Source organism: Halogranum gelatinilyticum (genome assembly GCF_900103715.1).
Lineage (GTDB): Archaea > Halobacteriota > Halobacteria > Halobacteriales > Haloferacaceae > Halogranum > Halogranum gelatinilyticum.
In genome coordinates this window covers 380710-397093 of the sequence record NZ_FNHL01000003.1, presented here as the reverse complement: position 1 = coordinate 397093, position 16384 = coordinate 380710, and the positions used below count along the sequence as shown (strand labels likewise).

At 64.8% G+C, this 16384-nt stretch carries 15 protein-coding genes and 1 tRNA gene; 5 read left to right on the top strand and 11 right to left on the bottom strand.

What is annotated here, in order from left to right:
* The first annotated feature begins 282 nt into the window (after positions 1 to 282).
* On the top strand, positions 283 to 2211 hold the full coding sequence (gene thrS, locus BLR57_RS13375) for a threonine--tRNA ligase (protein ID WP_089698313.1): 1929 nt from the start codon (positions 283 to 285) through the stop codon (positions 2209 to 2211).
* A gap of 39 nt (positions 2212 to 2250) precedes the next feature.
* Here thrS and BLR57_RS13370 read toward each other — a convergent pair whose 3' ends face one another.
* The 5 genes from BLR57_RS13370 to BLR57_RS13355 all read right to left on the bottom strand — a co-directional run bounded on the left by BLR57_RS13370 (position 2251) and on the right by BLR57_RS13355 (position 6423).
* Positions 2251 to 3711 carry an alpha/beta hydrolase gene (locus tag BLR57_RS13370; protein ID WP_089698311.1) on the bottom strand — a complete coding sequence of 487 codons (1461 nt, stop codon included), beginning with the start codon at positions 3709 to 3711 and terminating at the stop codon, positions 2251 to 2253.
* A gap of 50 nt (positions 3712 to 3761) precedes the next feature.
* Positions 3762 to 5054 carry an MFS transporter gene (locus tag BLR57_RS13365; protein ID WP_089698309.1) on the bottom strand — a complete coding sequence of 431 codons (1293 nt, stop codon included), beginning with the start codon at positions 5052 to 5054 and terminating at the stop codon, positions 3762 to 3764.
* Positions 5055 to 5102: 48 nt separating this feature from the next.
* Entirely contained in the window at positions 5103 to 5552 is a 450-nt protein-coding gene (locus BLR57_RS13360; protein ID WP_089698307.1) for a hypothetical protein, read from the bottom strand.
* Positions 5553 to 5665: 113 nt separating this feature from the next.
* Positions 5666 to 6151: a hypothetical protein gene (locus tag BLR57_RS18985; RefSeq protein ID WP_139173348.1), complete on the bottom strand. Its 486-nt coding sequence runs from the start codon at positions 6149 to 6151 to the stop codon at positions 5666 to 5668.
* 198 nt (positions 6152 to 6349) lie between these two features.
* A tRNA-Lys gene (locus BLR57_RS13355) sits at positions 6350 to 6423 on the bottom strand.
* 134 nt (positions 6424 to 6557) lie between these two features.
* On the opposite strand from BLR57_RS13355, the gene BLR57_RS13350 reads away from it, so the two are divergent.
* Complete coding sequence (locus BLR57_RS13350; RefSeq protein ID WP_089698305.1) at positions 6558 to 8039, top strand: DHH family phosphoesterase; 1482 nt, start codon at positions 6558 to 6560, stop codon at positions 8037 to 8039.
* A gap of 5 nt (positions 8040 to 8044) precedes the next feature.
* Here the strand turns inward: BLR57_RS13350 and BLR57_RS13345 are convergent, their stop codons facing one another.
* Complete coding sequence (locus tag BLR57_RS13345; protein ID WP_089698303.1) at positions 8045 to 8668, bottom strand: DUF7125 family protein; 624 nt, start codon at positions 8666 to 8668, stop codon at positions 8045 to 8047.
* Between the two features lie 55 nt (positions 8669 to 8723).
* On the bottom strand, positions 8724 to 9014 hold the full coding sequence (locus BLR57_RS13340) for a PRC-barrel domain-containing protein (RefSeq protein ID WP_089698301.1): 291 nt from the start codon (positions 9012 to 9014) through the stop codon (positions 8724 to 8726).
* A gap of 238 nt (positions 9015 to 9252) precedes the next feature.
* On the opposite strand from BLR57_RS13340, the gene BLR57_RS13335 reads away from it, so the two are divergent.
* Positions 9253 to 12408, top strand: coding sequence for an FAD-binding and (Fe-S)-binding domain-containing protein (locus tag BLR57_RS13335; RefSeq protein WP_089698299.1), 3156 nt, complete (start codon positions 9253 to 9255; stop codon positions 12406 to 12408).
* A 197-nt stretch (positions 12409 to 12605) separates the two neighbouring features.
* On the opposite strand, the gene BLR57_RS13330 is transcribed toward BLR57_RS13335, so the two are convergent.
* Both BLR57_RS13330 and BLR57_RS13325 read right to left on the bottom strand, forming a co-directional pair.
* Complete coding sequence (locus tag BLR57_RS13330; RefSeq protein WP_089698296.1) at positions 12606 to 13715, bottom strand: pyridoxal phosphate-dependent aminotransferase; 1110 nt, start codon at positions 13713 to 13715, stop codon at positions 12606 to 12608.
* A 22-nt stretch (positions 13716 to 13737) separates the two neighbouring features.
* Positions 13738 to 14547: a helix-turn-helix transcriptional regulator gene (locus tag BLR57_RS13325; protein ID WP_089698294.1), complete on the bottom strand. Its 810-nt coding sequence runs from the start codon at positions 14545 to 14547 to the stop codon at positions 13738 to 13740.
* Between the two features lie 370 nt (positions 14548 to 14917).
* Here BLR57_RS13325 and BLR57_RS13320 point away from each other — a divergent pair, with 370 nt between their 5' ends.
* On the top strand, positions 14918 to 15280 hold the full coding sequence (locus BLR57_RS13320; protein ID WP_089698292.1) for a DUF555 domain-containing protein: 363 nt from the start codon (positions 14918 to 14920) through the stop codon (positions 15278 to 15280).
* 37 nt (positions 15281 to 15317) lie between these two features.
* Here BLR57_RS13320 and BLR57_RS13315 read toward each other — a convergent pair whose 3' ends face one another.
* Complete coding sequence (locus tag BLR57_RS13315; protein WP_089698290.1) at positions 15318 to 15554, bottom strand: UPF0058 family protein; 237 nt, start codon at positions 15552 to 15554, stop codon at positions 15318 to 15320.
* 151 nt (positions 15555 to 15705) lie between these two features.
* Between BLR57_RS13315 and BLR57_RS13310 the strand changes: the two genes are divergently transcribed.
* Positions 15706 to 16113 (top strand): translation initiation factor IF-2 subunit beta, encoded by a 408-nt coding sequence (locus tag BLR57_RS13310; RefSeq protein ID WP_089698288.1) that lies wholly within the window; start codon positions 15706 to 15708, stop codon positions 16111 to 16113.
* A 1-nt stretch (position 16114) separates the two neighbouring features.
* Here BLR57_RS13310 and BLR57_RS13305 read toward each other — a convergent pair whose 3' ends face one another.
* The gene (locus BLR57_RS13305; RefSeq protein ID WP_089698286.1) at positions 16115 to 16294 is read right to left on the bottom strand and encodes a DUF7836 family putative zinc-binding protein; all 180 of its coding nucleotides are present in this window, start codon (positions 16292 to 16294) and stop codon (positions 16115 to 16117) included.
* Positions 16295 to 16384 lie beyond the last annotated feature (90 nt).

The window sequence follows — 16384 nt, the reverse complement described above, 5'->3', positions numbered from 1 at the left end:
GGGGTCAGAACCTGCGGTTAGCTATATATCTCTCCGGAATCGGCGTTTCAGCGGAAACGAGGTGTGTTCTCGGCTTTCGATGGTGGGCTGGTGGCTCGGTCTCGTTGTCCTCTCGGTAGTCGGGGTGGTTCAGTATTGATTTCGTTGTGTCTCTCACGACACCCCCGACCTGTCGCCCAGTCGAAACCATCACCGAGCCATCCGACAAAGCGATTCCCCTGCATTGACACGCCGTCGCGCGTCTCAACAACACTTATCCGGCCGCTCCGATTCCGTTTTCGTATGAGTGACATCGTGGTTATTCTCCCCGACGGGTCGGAGCTTTCCGTCCCCGACGGAGCCTCCGTCGAGGACGCCGCCTACGAAATCGGTCCGGGTCTCGGAAAGGACACGGTCGCCGGTGTCGTCAACGGCGAACTCGTCGACAAAGCCTCCGAACTGCACGACGGTGACGATCTCGTCATCGTCACCGACCAGTCAGACGAGTATCTGGACGTTCTCCGACACTCCGCCGCCCACGTCTTCGCCCAGGCACTCCAGCGACTCCATCCCGAGGCCAAACTGACCATCGGCCCGTGGACGGACGAGGGCTTCTACTACGACGTGACGAACGTCGACCTCGACATGGACGACCTCGAGGACGTCGAAGCGGAGATGGACGCCATCATCGAGGAAGACCTCGACATCGAACGCGAACTCGTCGACCGCGAGGACGCGCTCGCGAAGTACGAGGACAACGAGTTCAAGCGCGAGATTCTGGAGACCGAGGCCGCTGGCGACGACCAGCTCTCGTTCTACAAACAGGGCGAGTTCGAGGACCTCTGTAAGGGCCCGCACGTCGAGTCGACGGGCGAAATCGGCGCGTTCAAACTGCTCAACATCTCCTCCGCCTACTGGCGCGGCGACGAGGAGAACGAGACGCTGACGCGTGTCTACGGGACGGCCTTCGCCTCCGAGTCGGACCTCCACGACTTCCTCGAGATGCGCGAGGAGGCCAAAGAGCGCGACCACCGCAAACTCGGCCAGGAGCTCGAACTGTTCTCCATCGACGAGACGACGGGGCCGGGGCTGCCGCTCTACCATCCGAACGGCAAGCGCATCCTCGACGAACTCGCCGACTTCGCGAAGCAGCTCAACCTCGATGCGGGCTACGACCCCGTCGAGACGCCACATCTGTTCCGGACGGAACTCTGGAAGAAGTCGGGCCACTACGAGAACTACGTCGACGACATGTTCCTCCTCGACGTCAACGACGAGGAATATGGATTGAAGCCGATGAACTGCCCCGGCCACGCGACCATCTTCGACCAGCGGTCGTGGTCCTACCGCGACCTGCCGGTCCGCTACTTCGAGGACGGGAAAGTCTACCGCAAGGAGCAGCGCGGCGAACTCTCGGGTCTGTCGCGCGTCTGGTCGTTCACCATCGACGACGGCCATCTCTTCGTCCGACCCGACCAGATCGAAGACGAGATCAACCTCATCATCGAGAACATCCTCGAAGTCTTCGACACGTTCGGTCTCGACGCCGAGGTCGCGCTCGCGACGCGCCCGGAGAAGTCCGTCGGCAGCGACGAGATCTGGGAGCAGGCCGAGACGCAGCTTCGCGCTGTCCTCGACGACAGCGGCATCGACTACGGTATCGAAGCCGGCGACGGCGCGTTCTACGGCCCGAAGATCGACTTCGCGTTCAAGGACGCCCTCGGCCGCAAGTGGGACGGGCCGACGGTCCAGCTGGACTTCAACATGCCCGACCGCTTCGACCTGAGCTACACGGGCGAGGACAACGAGGAACACCAGCCGGTCATGATCCACCGCGCGCTCTACGGCAGCTACGAGCGGTTCTTCATGGTGCTCATCGAGCATTTCAACGGCAAGTTCCCGTTCTGGCTCGCGCCCGAGCAGGTCCGTATCCTGCCCATCAGCGACGACCAACTCGGCTACGCAAAGCGGCTCAAGAACCGCGACTTCGGCGACTTCCGCGTCGAGATCGAGGACCGCTCGTGGACGCTTGGCCGCAAAATCCGAGAGGCGCAGGAGGACCGCGTCCCGTACATGATCATCGTCGGCGGCGACGAGGCCGAGACCCAGACCATCTCGGTCCGCGACCGCAAGGAACGCGAGGCCAAGGACGTCGAGATCGAGGACTTCCGCGCCCATCTCGAAGCCGAGCGCGAGGAGAAGCGCGAGGAACCCGACTTCCTCGACGAGTAGCGATACCGACCTACGCTTACGGTGCCGCCGCCGCCGCTGCTACGACGCGGCCGCCGATGTCGACTCGTCGACGTCCGCTGTTTCTGTGACTCCGTTCGACTCCTCCAGCGTCGCGAACGCCGCCTTTACTCGCTCTCGGAACTCGTCGTGACGGAGCATCTGCATCAGGACGCCGAAGTGGCCGACGTCCCACTCGACGCGGTTTCCGTCCGGCACGCCCCACGAGTCGAGGAGCCACCGCGTCGTGTCGTAGGGGACGACCTCGTCGCGGACGCCGGCGACTGGAACCACCCGCTCGGGGTCGATACCGCACGTCGTCGGCGGATTCAGGAGCGGCCCGAACTCGCCGAGGAGCGCGGGCGTCCACCCGGCAGCCCGTAGCGCCTTGTCGGTGTCGAGCGCGTCCAGTAGCTCACTCCGGACGACCGTCTCGTCGACGAGACCGGCGCCGGCGACGGGGAACGCGAGGTCCGGGCGGGTCGATTCGGGCCACGCACCGCAGTGGCCGACGACGTGGAGCGTCGTGATGCCACCGAGACTCAGGCCGCCGACGGCGACGGCCGGCGCGCCCTCCGTTCGCGCCCAGTCGACGAGGACGCCGTTCTCCAGGGCTGCGGCCGAGAACAGTTGGAACATCCCGATGGGACCCTTCGCGAGGTAGTGCTCGCCGCTGTAGGTGCCGACCATCTCGCGGCGACCGTGCCAGGGCGCGTCCGGCAGCACCACGCGGAACCCCTCCCGTGCGAGCGGCCGCGCCAGCGCGGCCTCCGGCGGCCAGTAGGCCATCGTGTCGTTCATCATGCCGAGGCCGTGGTTGAAGACGAGCGTCGGCAACGCCGACCGGTCGGCCGTCTCGGGCTCGTAGACTCGCGCTGTCGCCGTCTCGAAGTACGGCGAGGGCGACTCGAACCGGAGGAACGACTCGACGGTGCCGGGACCGCGAACCTCTTGCGAGCGTTCGACCGTCGGCAGCGGGCCGTCGAAGCCGTAGAGCCGTTCGGGCGTCGCGAGATAGCCCTCCCACTGGTGACGCGCTTCCTCGGGTGTCGGCACGTCGTACTTCACGGGCGGCAGGAGATGGTCGGTCGCGAGGAAGCGAAACAGCCGAGTCGGCTGTGCGCGGCGGTCGGCGGCCGCGCGACGCTCGCGCTCGACTTCGACGAGGTCGTCGGGGGCGGCGTCTTCCGGTCCCCAGAAGGCCTCCTCCCAGCGTTCGTTGGCCGCGTCGAACGCCTCGCGGCGCGTCGCGTACGCGGCCAGTGCCCGTTCGATGCGTGGATGGAGGTCGGGTGCGGGGGGCGCGCCGACGGCGTCGAGGAACGCGGCGGGACCGTGGCCGAGCGAGACGTCGGCGGCCGAACGGGCGCGGCTGATGCCGAACTCACGGCGGACGCCACCGAGGGCGACCCGTTCGAGGGCGTCCGTCTCCAAGAGCCGTCCGAGCGGCGAGGTGAGGAGGCGGTGCAGTCGGGGGGTTTCGAGCGACGCTGGACGTGCCATACCTGTGATACGGTCGACGAGCTATTGACACTAGCCCGCAGCGAGGCGTCTCACCACTCGGTCAACGCGGTCGGCCCGTGGAAGTACGAGAGCACGCCGAGGAACGTGACGACGCCCGTGACCGCGGCCGCGCCGCCGACGTAGAAGACCCACTCCATGCCGACCTCGGTCATCAGATAGCCGCCGAGGAGAGGTGCGACGACGCTGCCGGGCCGCCAGACGAGTTCGCGGATACCGAAGCTACTGGCGACGCCGCCGTCGTCGGTTCCCTCGTCGGCGAACAGTGCCATACTCGCGGGTTCGCGGAAACTGTCGGCGACGCCGAGCAGTCCTGAGAGTCCGACGAGCGGGAGGAACGCGGGCGTGAGTGGGCCGAGGAACGGCAGTGCCGTCGGGACGCCGAGTGCCGTCCCGATGGCGGGCGAGAAGGGGACCGCGAGCGCGACGAGTCCGTAGAGACCGCCGCCGAAGAAGATGAAAAGCGCTCGCCCGTGGCCGTCGGAGATACGGCCCGTGTGGGGCTGGAGCACCATGTTACAGAACTTCTCGGCGATGATGGTCAGACTGACCGCGAGCGCGCCGTAGCCCAGCCCGCCGGACGCGGCGGTGACACCGGCGTAGATGGGGACCCACGTCCGCACGAGCGTGACGGCGACGGCGTACTGCGCGCGGAAGCTCGTCAACGAGATGATGCGGCGGTTGAACGCGAGATCCGAGAAGGGAAAGCCCTGAATTCGGGTCTCGTCGGGCGAGAGCGAGAGCCACGCGAGCAGGGTCGCGACCGCCAGAATCGCCGTGATGAGCGCGAAGATGGGGGTGAAGGCGTCGCCGTCGGCACCGAAGTAGTCGTAGAGACCGCCCGCTGTGGCCGCGCCGATGATGGAGGCGGCGAAGCGCGAGGCGTTCGCCTTTCCGATGCGGTTCGCGCGGGTGCCCGTGTCGGCGATTTCGCCGACGAGCGCGAGCGACATCAGCCCAGCACCCGTGACGGCGACGCCCTGCAACCCGCGGGCGAGGATGAACGAGAGGCTCAGGTCGGCCAGCGGAAACAGCGCGTAGGCGACGACGCCGAGACCCATCGAGCCGACGAGGACGAGCCGTTTGTCGAACCGGTCGCCCGCCCACGCCAACGGGACGACGGCAATCGTCTGCGCCAGCGTAAAGCCCGTCGTGTACATCCCGATGACGAACCCGGCACTGAGCGAGACGCCGAGAACCGTCACCGCCGTCGGTTCGAGATAGTCGATGAACTTCGGTAGGAGCGTCAACAGCGTGACGACCCCGAAGCCACCCGCGAACCGCGTGAGGTAGAGTGCGTAGAACTGCAGCTTTCTGTCGTCCACAGGGGGAATCCACCAACCCGGCGAAAAGTGGTTTCGGTTCGTAGGCCGTCAGTGCCCGGTGTTCCGCATCGCGTCGCGGATCGCCCGCGCCAACTCGTACGGCTCCTGACTCCCGACGAGCAGTTCGCGCTCGCCCGGACGGGTCAACCGCACGCCCTCTGAGCCTCTCACGTTGTACGCCAGCCGACCCTTCGCGAAGCGGATTCCCCACCCGCCGTAGTCACGGAGGGGTCGGTACCGGACCGCCTCGGCGGCAGCGACGTCGCTCCACGGAATCCGCTTCTCCGAGACGTGAAACGGGAAGAACCGCACGTACAGCGCGTCCTCGCGGACTTCGGTCGTGAGCCGCAGCGACCACACGAAGAGGGCGACCGCCCCGCCGACGAGCGCGCCGAACGGCCCACCGACGATGGCTGTCGGGAGGAGTACGAGGATGAGAAACGCCCAGAGCCACGGCTGACGGAAGCGTTGTACTTCGCGAAACGTCGGGTTGGCCATGACTTCTCAATGGCGCGGAGGGCATGTAGCCGTTCGCCTCTACAATTTCAACGCAGGATTGACCTGGCAGCTAAATCTGTGCTCTTCTCGATACTGCAGCGGGGTTTTTGAAATCAAGATGACCAGACAATTGATGAAGCCATCATTGCGGCTATCAACAACGGGAGGGAGAGCAACCCGACACCTGTGATAGATGGTGAAACTGGTCCGATTAAACGTAAAAATAACCAAATAAACAGACATCCCCCCGCCACGAGATTCGTTGCCATTCCTGCGACTGCCAAAGTACGTATTACCTTATTATCTGGTCGCGTCGCGTCCCATACCTCAAATCCGACAACGAATGGATTGGTCTCGTTCTTTATTTTGTTGCGAGAATTGCGGTTCCTGACATCAGAAAAGCGGTTTCTGTTCGTCAGTGCTTCACGGAGTGCCTCATGCATCTTGTAGGTTATAGCACCGGCCACAGTAAGCATCATAAATAGAATGAGAACCCACGGAGAGTCATTGACGGTGAAATAGAAAGCTGCGGTCGCAGCTGGCCACAACTGAATTTCTTCACGAGCCTTGGCGAAGGCGCTGAGGCTTCCGCTCTGCATATGCGTGACTTTTTGTCATACTAACATAAACTCCGCTGACATTCTGTTAGCAGCAAAAACACGCAGGATTTGAACCACGGTCACTCCACTCGGTGACGCTCGTTTCGTTCCCTGATTCAAATCGCTCCGATGCCCGCACAGCCGAGAACGCGAGTCGCGAGCACACGAGGTGCTCGCCGTGTGGTTCACCGAAGAAAGCGGGCCGGGCGCGATTTGAACACGCGACCGTCTGATTAAGAGTCAGACGCTCTGCCTAACTGAGCTACCGGCCCTGTGTGCACTCACGCCTTTCGGTGGTACATTAAAAGGCGTTTCCCTTTCGAGCAGCGTCGGTACGCCGTCTCACACCGATAATCACGGCAAACGGTGGGTGTTAAGTGTCGTCCGTGGATACCCAACCGTACTGATGAGTACTGGGGTCAGCATTTCCTCGATGTCGACGTATGCGATTTTGGGGTGTGGCAGCGTGGGTCACATCGTCGCCGAGGAACTGGCAGACGAAGGGAAGGACGTCCTCATCCTCGACAAGGACGACAGCCGGGTCGAGGCACTTCGCGACCAGGACTTGAACGCACAACAGCAGGACATCTCCGAGGACGAGGTCGCCGAGGCCGTCTCGGACCGCGACGTCATCCTCATTCTCGCCTCCGACGTCGACGCCAACAAGGCCGCCGTCTCGGCCATCCGCGACCGCGGCGGCGACCAGTTCATCGTCGTCCGCGCCTCCGACCCCGTCTCCGAAGACGAACTGAAGAGCCTCGGTGCCGACATCGTCATCAACCCCTCCACCGTCATCGCCGACTCCGCGCTCCGGACGCTCGAATCCGGCGAGCTGGAGTACAAGGCCCGCCAGCTCGCGGACGTCCTCCGCGAGACCGACGAGAATCTGGCCATCCTCACCCACGACAACCCCGACCCCGACTCCATCGCCTCCGCCGTCGCCCTCCAGATGATCGCCGACGAGTACGACATCGACGCCGACATCCTCTACCGTGGCGACATCGGCCACCAGGAGAACCGCGCGTTCGTCAACCTCCTCGGCATCGAACTCATCCCGCGTAGCGAGGCGGGTGACCTCTCCGAGTACGGCGCGGTCGCGCTCGTCGACCACATGAAATCCGGCGGCTTCGACGCCGACGTCGACGTCGACATCTTCATCGACCACTTCGAACCCGACGAGGGCATCGACGCCGCGTTCATGGACGTCCGCCCCAACGTCTCCTCTACCTCCACTATCCTCACGAAGTATATCCAGGAGTTCGACCTCAGTCCGACCGAAACCGTCGCGACCGCGCTTCTCTACGGCATCCGCGCGGAGACGCTTGACTTCAAGCGCGACACGACCCCCGCCGATCTGACCGCCGCGGCCTATCTCTACCCTTTCGCCAACCACGACACGCTCGAACAGGTCGAGTCGCCGTCGATGTCGCCGGAGACGCTCGACGTGCTCGCGGAAGCCATCCAGAACCGCGAGGTCCAGGGGAGCCATCTCGTCTCGAACGCGGGCTTCATCCGCGACCGCGACGCGCTCACGCAGGCCGCCTCGCATCTCCTCAACCTTGAGGGGATCACGACGACCGCCGTCTTCGGCATCGCCGACGACAAGATCTACCTCGCGGCTCGCTCGAAGGACATCCGGATGAACATCGGCAAAGTGCTCCAAGATGCCTTCCAGGGCATCGGCGAGGCCGGGGGTCACTCGACGCAGGGCAGCGTCGAGATTCCGCTCGGTATCTTCACCGGCATCGAGACGAGCGAGGGCAACCGCGACACGCTGCTCTCGTTGACCGAGGAGGCCGTCCGCCGGAAGCTGTTCCAGGCGATGGGCGTCGAGAGCGGCTCCGGGACCAGCACCGGCGGTGCGAGCGAGACCTCAAACGGCAACTGAACGACTCAGGCGATATCGCGGCTCGTGTCGAGCGTCACGTGGTCGGTCAGCCGCAGTTTGATCGGCTCGATCTCGGCACGACCGCGCCGGTATTTCGTGACGAGCAGCCGCGTCTCGATGGATTGGGTCGTCGTCCGCACGTCGAGTCGCATCACCCCGTCGACGCGCTTCAGCGTCAGCCGACGTTGGTAGCTCTGCGCCGGTTCCTCGAGACAGTGGACGAGACCGACTGCGTTCCGCTCGTCGACGGCCCGCCGCATCGCGTCGAGGACGCGGAGCGACGCCTGGCCGGCCTCGTTTTCGACCGTGTCGAACGGGTCAAGCACGAGATACCCCCCTTCGGGTGGTGTCAGCCACCGTTCGGGGTCCGCGGCGAGCTCTTCGGCCGAACAGTCGGTGACCGTTACGGCGTCGTCGGGGATACCTACCCAGTCGAGTTCGTCCCGGATCTCCGCGGCCGGGCGCAGGGTCGAGACGATGTGCGTGGGCTTCGTCGCCGCGAAGAGTTCGAGGAGGAGTTCGCTCTGACTGTCCGCCGGTGAGACGAACGCGTAGAGCTGCTTCGTGAGGAGACCACCGCCGAGCTTCCAGTCGAGCGCGGAGAGCCCGGTTGGTAGTCGTTCGCTCATACTATCATAGAACGGCGCGCGTCGGATTAACCTGTTCGCCGAGGAGAGTGTTCGGTCAGGCGACGACTTCGTTGTCCTGTTCGGGCGACTCGAGCCGCTCGATGACGTCGTTGACGAGGATGACGTCGCCGACGGCGCGAACCCAGCGGTACGGCAGGAGGACCCCCATCCCGCGGTCGATACGACCGCTGAACAGTTCGCCGTTCAGTTCGCCCAGTGCCAGCCCGGTGACCACCTCTTGGTCGAGGTCGAGACGGACGTCTTCGACCTCACCGACGAACACGCCGTTGTTCGAGTAGACCTCCCGGCCGACAAGCGTGGTAATCTCTTGTGGTGTCTCGTCCATACGCACTGTGTTGAAGTCCCACGTCTTAATTGTTCGTAGCACTGCTGGCCCTGGACGGCCGTTCTGGCCGCTCTCGGCACGCGGACGGCAGACGGCTGTCTGACGCGGCTCCCGTGGCAGTGCGGCCGTGCTCGTCGCCCGGCACCGACCGTTCACCTCCTCGATTGCAGCGGACCGTCACAGCCTCGATTGCAGCAGGCCCCGGTTTTTAGACGGCTACACGCGAAGCGTGGGACAGATGGCCTCACACGTCCCAGACGACGCTCCCGACCCTGACCCCGCGACGGAGGGAGCGAACTACGACTACGTGAGCGACGACGTCGCTCGCCCCGGACTCGTCGCCGACCTCGAACGGCTCGTCGACGGCGAGGTCCGGTTCGACTCCTACTCGCGACAGCTCTACGCCACCGACGCATCGGCCTACGAACAGACTCCCATCGGCGTCGTCATGCCCACCTCGACCGCCGACGTCGTCGCCGTCGTCTCCTACTGTGCCGACCGCGGGATTCCGGTCCTCCCACGCGGCGGCGGCACGAGCCTCGCGGGCCAGACGGTCAACGAGGCGGTCGTCCTCGACCTGATGACGCACATGGCCGACGTCGAGCACGTCGACCCCGCCGCCCGGACGGCTACTGCTCAGACCGGCGTCCGCCTCGGCGACCTCAACAAAGAACTCGAAGCGCACGGACTGAAGTTCGCGCCCGACCCTGCGTGGGGCGACAAGTCCGCCCTCGGCGGTGCCATCGGCAACAACTCCACCGGCTCACACTCGCTGAAGTACGGCAAGACCGACTACTACCTCGAGGAGGCCGAAGTGGTCCTCGCCGACGGGACGGTCACCCGCTTCGGCGAGGTCGCCGTCGACACGCTGCGCGAGGAGGCCGACGCCGACGCAGACGACCTCCTTCCACGGATCTACGCCGAAGTCGTCCGAATCCTCGACGAAGAGGCCGACGAGATCGACGCGCGCTATCCGGACCTCAAGCGCAACGTCTCGGGCTACAACCTCGATATGCTGCTTGACGAGTTCCGTGGCGAGCGTCGGACGCCCGACGACAGGGCCGTCGACCCCGACAGCGAACCGGGGACGGTCAACCTCGCCCGCTTGCTCGCGGGCAGCGAGGGAACCCTTGGCATCGTCACCGAGGCGACCGTCTCGCTGGAACCCGTGCCGAACACGGCCGCCGTCGCCCTCCTGACCTACGACGACGTGCTCGACGCGATGGAGGACGTCGCGCCCATCCTCGAACACGACCCCGCAGCAGTGGAAGTCATGGACGACGTGCTGCTCGATCTGGCCCGCGAGACCGCGGAGTTCCGCGACGTCGTCGGGCTGCTCCCCGAGGGGACCGACTCGGTGCTGCTCGTCGAGTTCTACGCCGAAGACGACGACCACGGTCGCCAGCAGGTCGCCGACCTCGTCGCCGACAGAGTGGGGGACGTCGACACCGAAACCGACCCGAGCGACGACCGCGTCGCGACCGACAAAGCCCGGTACGCCGTCACGGCGATGGAGGCCCACGACGCCGACACGCGCGCGAAGTTCTGGAAGATGCGCAAGTCCGGGCTGCCTATCCTCCTCTCGCGCACCTCCGACGCCAAACATATCGCCTACATCGAGGACACCGCCATCCCGGCGGAGAACCTGCCGGACTACGTCGCCGACTTCCAAGCCATCCTCGACGAGCACGACACGTTCGCCTCCTATTACGCCCACGCCGGGCCGGGCGTGCTCCACATCCGGCCGCTGGTCAACACGAAGACAGCCGAGGGACTGGCGACGTTCGAGGCTATCGCCGACGCCGCCACGGACCTCGTCGTCGAGTACGGCGGCTCGGTCTCCGGGGAACACGGCGACGGCCGTGCCCGGACCCAGTGGAACCGGAAGCTGTACGGCGACCGGCTGTGGCGGGCCTTTCGCGACCTCAAGACCGCCTTCGACCCACAGTGGCTGCTCAATCCGGGCAACATCTGTGGCTACGCACCCGACGAACTCGCCGAGACCGACGCTGTCGGCGACGGACCGGGACACACGCCCGGCCCGACGACGGCCCACGACATGACCGAACAGCTCCGGTTCTCGCCGGCGTACGAGTTCGACGCCGGGTTCGACCCGGCACTGGAGTGGGACAACGAGAACGGGATGCAGGGGATGGTCGAACTCTGTCACGGCTGTGCGGGCTGTCGCGGGATGCAGGACACCACGGGCGGGGTGATGTGTCCGACCTTCCGCGCGGCCGAAGAGGAGATTCAGTCGACGCGCGGCCGGGCCAATATGCTCCGGCAGGCGATGAGCGGCGACCTCCCCGAGGACGAACAGTTCTCCGAGGAGTTCGTCCACGAGGTGCTCGACCTCTGTGTCGGCTGTAAGGGCTGTTCGAAGGACTGCCCGAGCGAGGTCGACATGGCGAAGCTGAAAGCCGAGGTGACCCACGAACACCACGAACGAAACGGAGCCAGTGCCCGCGACCACCTCTTTGCAAACATCGACACGTTCTCCAAACTCGGCTCGGCGTTCGCGCCGCTGTCGAACTGGGCGACGAAGGTTCCGGGCGTCCGGAGTCTGATGGAGTCGACAATCGGCATCGCAGCCGACCGGGACCTGCCGACCTTCCACCGCGAGAGCTTCGTCGACTGGTTCCGCGACCGCGGCGGGGCGCAGGTGCCGTACTCACAGGCCACGCGGACGGTCCTCCTGTTTCCGGACACGTACACCACCTACAACCATCCAGAGGCTGGCAAGGCTGCCGTCCGCGTCCTCGAAGCCGCGGGCGTCCACATCCGGGTCCCGCGCGACGTCGCTTCGAGCGGCCGACCGGCACACTCGAAGGGGTTCCTCGACAAGTCCCGCGCCGAGGCCCGACAGAACGTCGACGCCCTCGCACCCGAGGTCGAAGCGGGCTGGGACGTCGTCGTCGTCGAACCCTCCGACGCCGTGATGTTCCAGTCGGACTATCTCGACCTGCTCTCCGGCGACGACGTCGAGACCGTCGCAGCAAACAGCTACGGCGTGATGGAGTATCTCGACATCTTCCGGCTGACCGATGACCTGCGTTTCGACAGTCCGACCGAGTCGCTCACCTACCACGGCCACTGCCACCAGAAGTCGACGAAGAAGGACCACCACGCGGTCGGCGTGCTCCGCCGGGCCGGCTACGAGGTCGACCCGCTGGACTCGACCTGCTGTGGGATGGCCGGGTCCTTCGGCTACGAGACCGAACATCTCTCGATGAGTAAGGCCATCGGCCGCATCCTCTACGACCAGGTCGACGACAGCCCCGGCGACGAGGTCGTCGCCCCCGGAGCCTCCTGTCGCTCACAGCTGGCCGAGAAGACGGGCGAGACGGGCGACCCGCCACATCCTATCGAGAAAGTCGACGCGCTGCTCCGGTAGCACCGACGCGAGACTTTTTGTCCGGAGAGGCGGCCAACCGACCCCATGCACTGACCGTCGCCGCGGGGGACGCCGCCGTCGTACGACGCACTCCCTCGTGACCGTCACCGCCACCAGCGTCGTCTGCTCGCCGCCCGCATTGTCTGTCTTCCGCCCTGTTCCGCCGCTCGATAGCTCCGGTCGCTTCGCTCACGCGCTCACAGCGAATCGAGGACGTCACCCAACACCGACAGCCCCGCCTCCACCTCGTCGGGCGAACGGCCGAGCGACAGCCGAAACGCGTCGGGTTGGCCGAAGAACCGACCGGGGACGACGAGGACGCCCCGGTCCCACGCCGCCGTCGCAACCGCGTCGCCGTCGGCGGTCTCGTGTGCGAAACAGCCGAAGGTGCTCCCGTCGAAGAGCGGACCAGCCAGATCACCACGTCCCTCGACGAACGACGCCAGCTGCCCGTGGTTCGTTCGGAGCAGTGCTCGCGCGTCCATCGTGAGCTGTTCTTCGTGGTGGAGTGCCCGCCGAGCCAGTGCGACGCTCGGCTCTGCGACCGCCGGAACGTGCTGCATCACCTTTCTCGCCCGCTCGACGAACCGCTCCGGCCCGACGAGCCAGCCGACTTGCAGCCCACCCAGTCCGTGGAACTTGGTGAGCGAGTTGGTGACGACGGTGTTCGGTAGCCCCGCAGCCGTGACGCCCCCGAACGGGCCGTCGTCGACTGTCTCGACGTACGGACCATAGACCTCGTCGACGAGGAGGTAGCCGCCGTCGTCGGCGACGACGCGTGCCAGCTCGGCCAGCGTCTCGCGACTGCTCAGCCGTCCGCTCGGATTGTGGCGGTTCGTCACACTGACCAGCGCGACGTCGTCGGCCGCGTTCGCGACACGTTCGGGGACCAGCGGATAGTCGCCTTCGGCCGGTCGGAAGAACCGGTCGACGCGTGCGCCGAGTGCCTCGGGTGTCGCGACGAGCGGCTGGTATCCCGGTTTCTCGACGAGTAGCTGTGGTCCGGCCGCCGCGTCCAGGTCGGCACCTCCGGCGAGGTCGATAGCTGCAGCTGCAGCGAGGAAGTTCGCGTGTGTCGCCCCCGCCGTGACGAGGACGTTCGACTCGCCGACGTCGTAGCACGCCGCGAGTTGTGTGCGTAGTGTGACGTCGCCTTCGGGTGGGGCGAGTCCGACGAGCGCAGGTGGAACGACGTCATCTGTCGGTTCGTCCTGTCGGAGGTCGCTCGAACCGAGGTCGTACGTCGCTTCTTCGGGCCGACCCTCGATCCATTCGAGGTACGGTATCGGCGGGAACATGAGACTCACATCCCGGCGCGGGTGGTAATAGCTACCTGTTGTCGGTCACGCTACCGTCGGCGACGCCGTTGAGCGGTGTCGCCGCGTCCCAGTACGTGTTCACCTGTCGTTTGGCCCACTCGAACGCGTCGGGATCGTCGTTGCCGATGAAGCCCCTGACGCCGCTCTCGGCGTAGACGAGCAGCCCCATTTCCGACCCGTCGGCCGTCTCGGCCGCGACGAGGCTGTACGGGAGCGACTGGTCCGTCCGTCTGATATCGAGGTTCCCCGTCGCGAGTGCCTCGCGCAGCTCCGTCTCGTAACGGCTGACGAGATGTTCGACGACCGCATCGGTGAGTGTGAGCCGCGCCGACAGGTCGCTCGTCGTGAGCCGTTCGTGGTAGATCGACACCTGCTGGGGCAGGACTGCGGGGGCGACCGACCAGATCCTCGTCGCCCGCGCAACGAGATCGCTCATATGGTTGACCGGGACGTGCGGCGAGTGCCGCTCTGCTAAGACGACCGTCGCGTCGTCGAGAATCCGGCTGTCACACGGCGCGTCCGCGGGTAGGAGGGACAGCACGTCGATACCCGAGAGGACGCCGTCGATGCAGGACGCGAACCGGTCGTACTCTTCGAGGGCAAGCTCCCCCGGAAGCGTCCGTCGGTAGCCGCCTTCGTCGGCGCGTTCGATGAAGCCGACCGACTCCAGTTCGCGGATACTCCGGTCGACCGTCGACCGCGAAACGTCCAACTCGCTGACGAGTGTTCGCTTCCGGACCCCCTCGGCGTCGACCGCTCGCAACACCCGCCCACGGCGTGCGATGACGGCCATCACTTCGGCGGGGTCCGGTCGTGTCATCGGGTAGTTTAGTCGGCACAGTGACTATAAGGGTTCGGATGAGACGATTATATATAAAACAGAGAAAGTTTTAAATGTCTAATTTCAGGAGTTGACGAAACTACCCGAGGCGTGAGGTAAAGATGGATGGGGAGAAAGAGAGTGATGCCGGGGTGCCTCTGACACAACACCGGCAGCGAACGCGGCTCCGTCGGCCTTGCCCGGACTGACAGAGCCGCGGTAGGGAACTCGTTCCCTTCGCTATCTCTACGGGGTGGATGGCTCTTGCCCGGACCGTCCGCCTCTTCGAGGGGTTTCCCCTCGTTTCTCTCGACCACCGAGCGGCGTGTTTGGCCGAAGCTTCTTACACGATGACAGACAAACATGACATATGGATTGCAGAGTCGTCGTCGAGGCAGCAGTCCCCGTGTACGACGTAGAGACGGCCGACGAAGCCGTCCGTATCGCCATCTCGAAGACGGGGGAGATGCTCAATCCAGACCTCAACCACGTCGAGATCGACATGGCTCACCGGGAGACGGAGTCCGGCGAGGAGCTCCCGCCGGCGTTCATCGCTGCCGACGAGGCACTCGTCGCGCTCGAACTGGAGATGACCGTGTTCAACGTCGAGCGTGAGGAACACGCCCGTCGCATCGCTCGGAAGGAGATCGGAATGCGTCTCGACAACATTCCGCTGAAGACCCTCTCGACGGAGGTCGTCCCCGAAACGGTGGACGACGAGCAAGACGCGTAGCTGGTCGGTCTGAGAGCAGCGAGGAGATGACGAGAGATTAGTCCGCCTGAGCAGCCAGGGGTTCGGTCTCGGCGTCGCTCACCGATTTCGTGATTCCCTTGGCGAGTTTGAAAACAGCAGCTTTGTGGTCGGTCTTCGATTTGTGGATAGATGTTGGTCGTACGCCGAGGTTCTGATACTCGGTCATTGGGAATTCATCGCCCTCCCATTTTTCGCACTGGTTCTGTACCTCTGCAAGCAGGCCGTGTAGGTGGATGAGCTCCTGCTTCTTCATGAGCAACGCCAAGTTACCACTGGAGGGTTATATTATTATCTTGAGTCTCGTTAACACACGAGTGCGTAGATAGCCGCTAACGCGGCAGATATCACCGCGTAGCGACAGTAGTCCTGAACGTTTTTTGTCTCGGGACGTCCACCGTTGAGACATGGGATACGAGGACCAACTCGACCGTGCGATGGAGGCGGCACCGGACGTCGAAGCGACGGACGACCGGTTCGAGGTCCCCACGCCAGCGGTCCGTCCCGAGGGAAACGTCACCATCTACGAGAACTTCCAGGAGACGCTCGACCGACTGGACCGCGAGGACCGACAGCTCCTCAGCTTCCTCCAGACGGACCTCGGGACGAGTGCCCAACTCGACGACCGTGGCCGCGCCCGGCTGACCGGCTCGTTCAAACAGCGACGGCTCGCTGACGCGCTCGACGACTACGTCGACCAGTACGTCCTGTGTTCGGAGTGTGGACTCCCGGACACACAGCTCGTCTCCGAAAAAGGTGCGACACTGCTGAAGTGCGACGCCTGCGGCGCGCGGTCGTCGGTCGCAGAGCAGTAGCCTACTCGAACTGCCGGACGATTTCGAGATCGCGTTCGGTCCGCATGAACTCCGTCAGCCGCCGCGTCGCGTGACAGTTCGGACAGCTGAAGTTCTGCCGTGTCTCCGGTAAATCCGTGGGGGTGGACTCCCACTCCTTCCCACACTCCGGGCACAGAAGACGGACAAACGCTTCGACCATACTCACTCGTGCGCTTGCTGGCTCAATAAAAGTTTGCGCGCCAACAGACTTTTGAGACCTACCTCGTCGGCGCAGGGGAGAAACGGGATA

Bases quoted from the DNA above. Each gene is read 5' to 3' on its own strand.
- thrS (WP_089698313.1), top strand. From the start codon at position 283: ATGAGTGACATCGTGGTTATTCTCCCCGACGGGTCGGAGCTTTCCGTC.
- BLR57_RS13370 (WP_089698311.1), bottom strand. From the start codon at position 3,711: ATGGCACGTCCAGCGTCGCTCGAAACCCCCCGACTGCACCGCCTCCTC.
- BLR57_RS13360 (WP_089698307.1), bottom strand. From the start codon at position 5,552: ATGGCCAACCCGACGTTTCGCGAAGTACAACGCTTCCGTCAGCCGTGG.
- BLR57_RS18985 (WP_139173348.1), bottom strand. From the start codon at position 6,151: ATGCAGAGCGGAAGCCTCAGCGCCTTCGCCAAGGCTCGTGAAGAAATT.
- BLR57_RS13350 (WP_089698305.1), top strand. From the start codon at position 6,558: ATGAGTACTGGGGTCAGCATTTCCTCGATGTCGACGTATGCGATTTTG.
- BLR57_RS13345 (WP_089698303.1), bottom strand. From the start codon at position 8,668: ATGAGCGAACGACTACCAACCGGGCTCTCCGCGCTCGACTGGAAGCTC.
- BLR57_RS13340 (WP_089698301.1), bottom strand. From the start codon at position 9,014: ATGGACGAGACACCACAAGAGATTACCACGCTTGTCGGCCGGGAGGTC.
- BLR57_RS13335 (WP_089698299.1), top strand. From the start codon at position 9,253: ATGGCCTCACACGTCCCAGACGACGCTCCCGACCCTGACCCCGCGACG.
- BLR57_RS13325 (WP_089698294.1), bottom strand. From the start codon at position 14,547: ATGACACGACCGGACCCCGCCGAAGTGATGGCCGTCATCGCACGCCGT.
- BLR57_RS13320 (WP_089698292.1), top strand. From the start codon at position 14,918: ATGGATTGCAGAGTCGTCGTCGAGGCAGCAGTCCCCGTGTACGACGTA.
- BLR57_RS13315 (WP_089698290.1), bottom strand. From the start codon at position 15,554: ATGAAGAAGCAGGAGCTCATCCACCTACACGGCCTGCTTGCAGAGGTA.
- BLR57_RS13310 (WP_089698288.1), top strand. From the start codon at position 15,706: ATGGGATACGAGGACCAACTCGACCGTGCGATGGAGGCGGCACCGGAC.
- BLR57_RS13305 (WP_089698286.1), bottom strand. From the start codon at position 16,294: ATGGTCGAAGCGTTTGTCCGTCTTCTGTGCCCGGAGTGTGGGAAGGAG.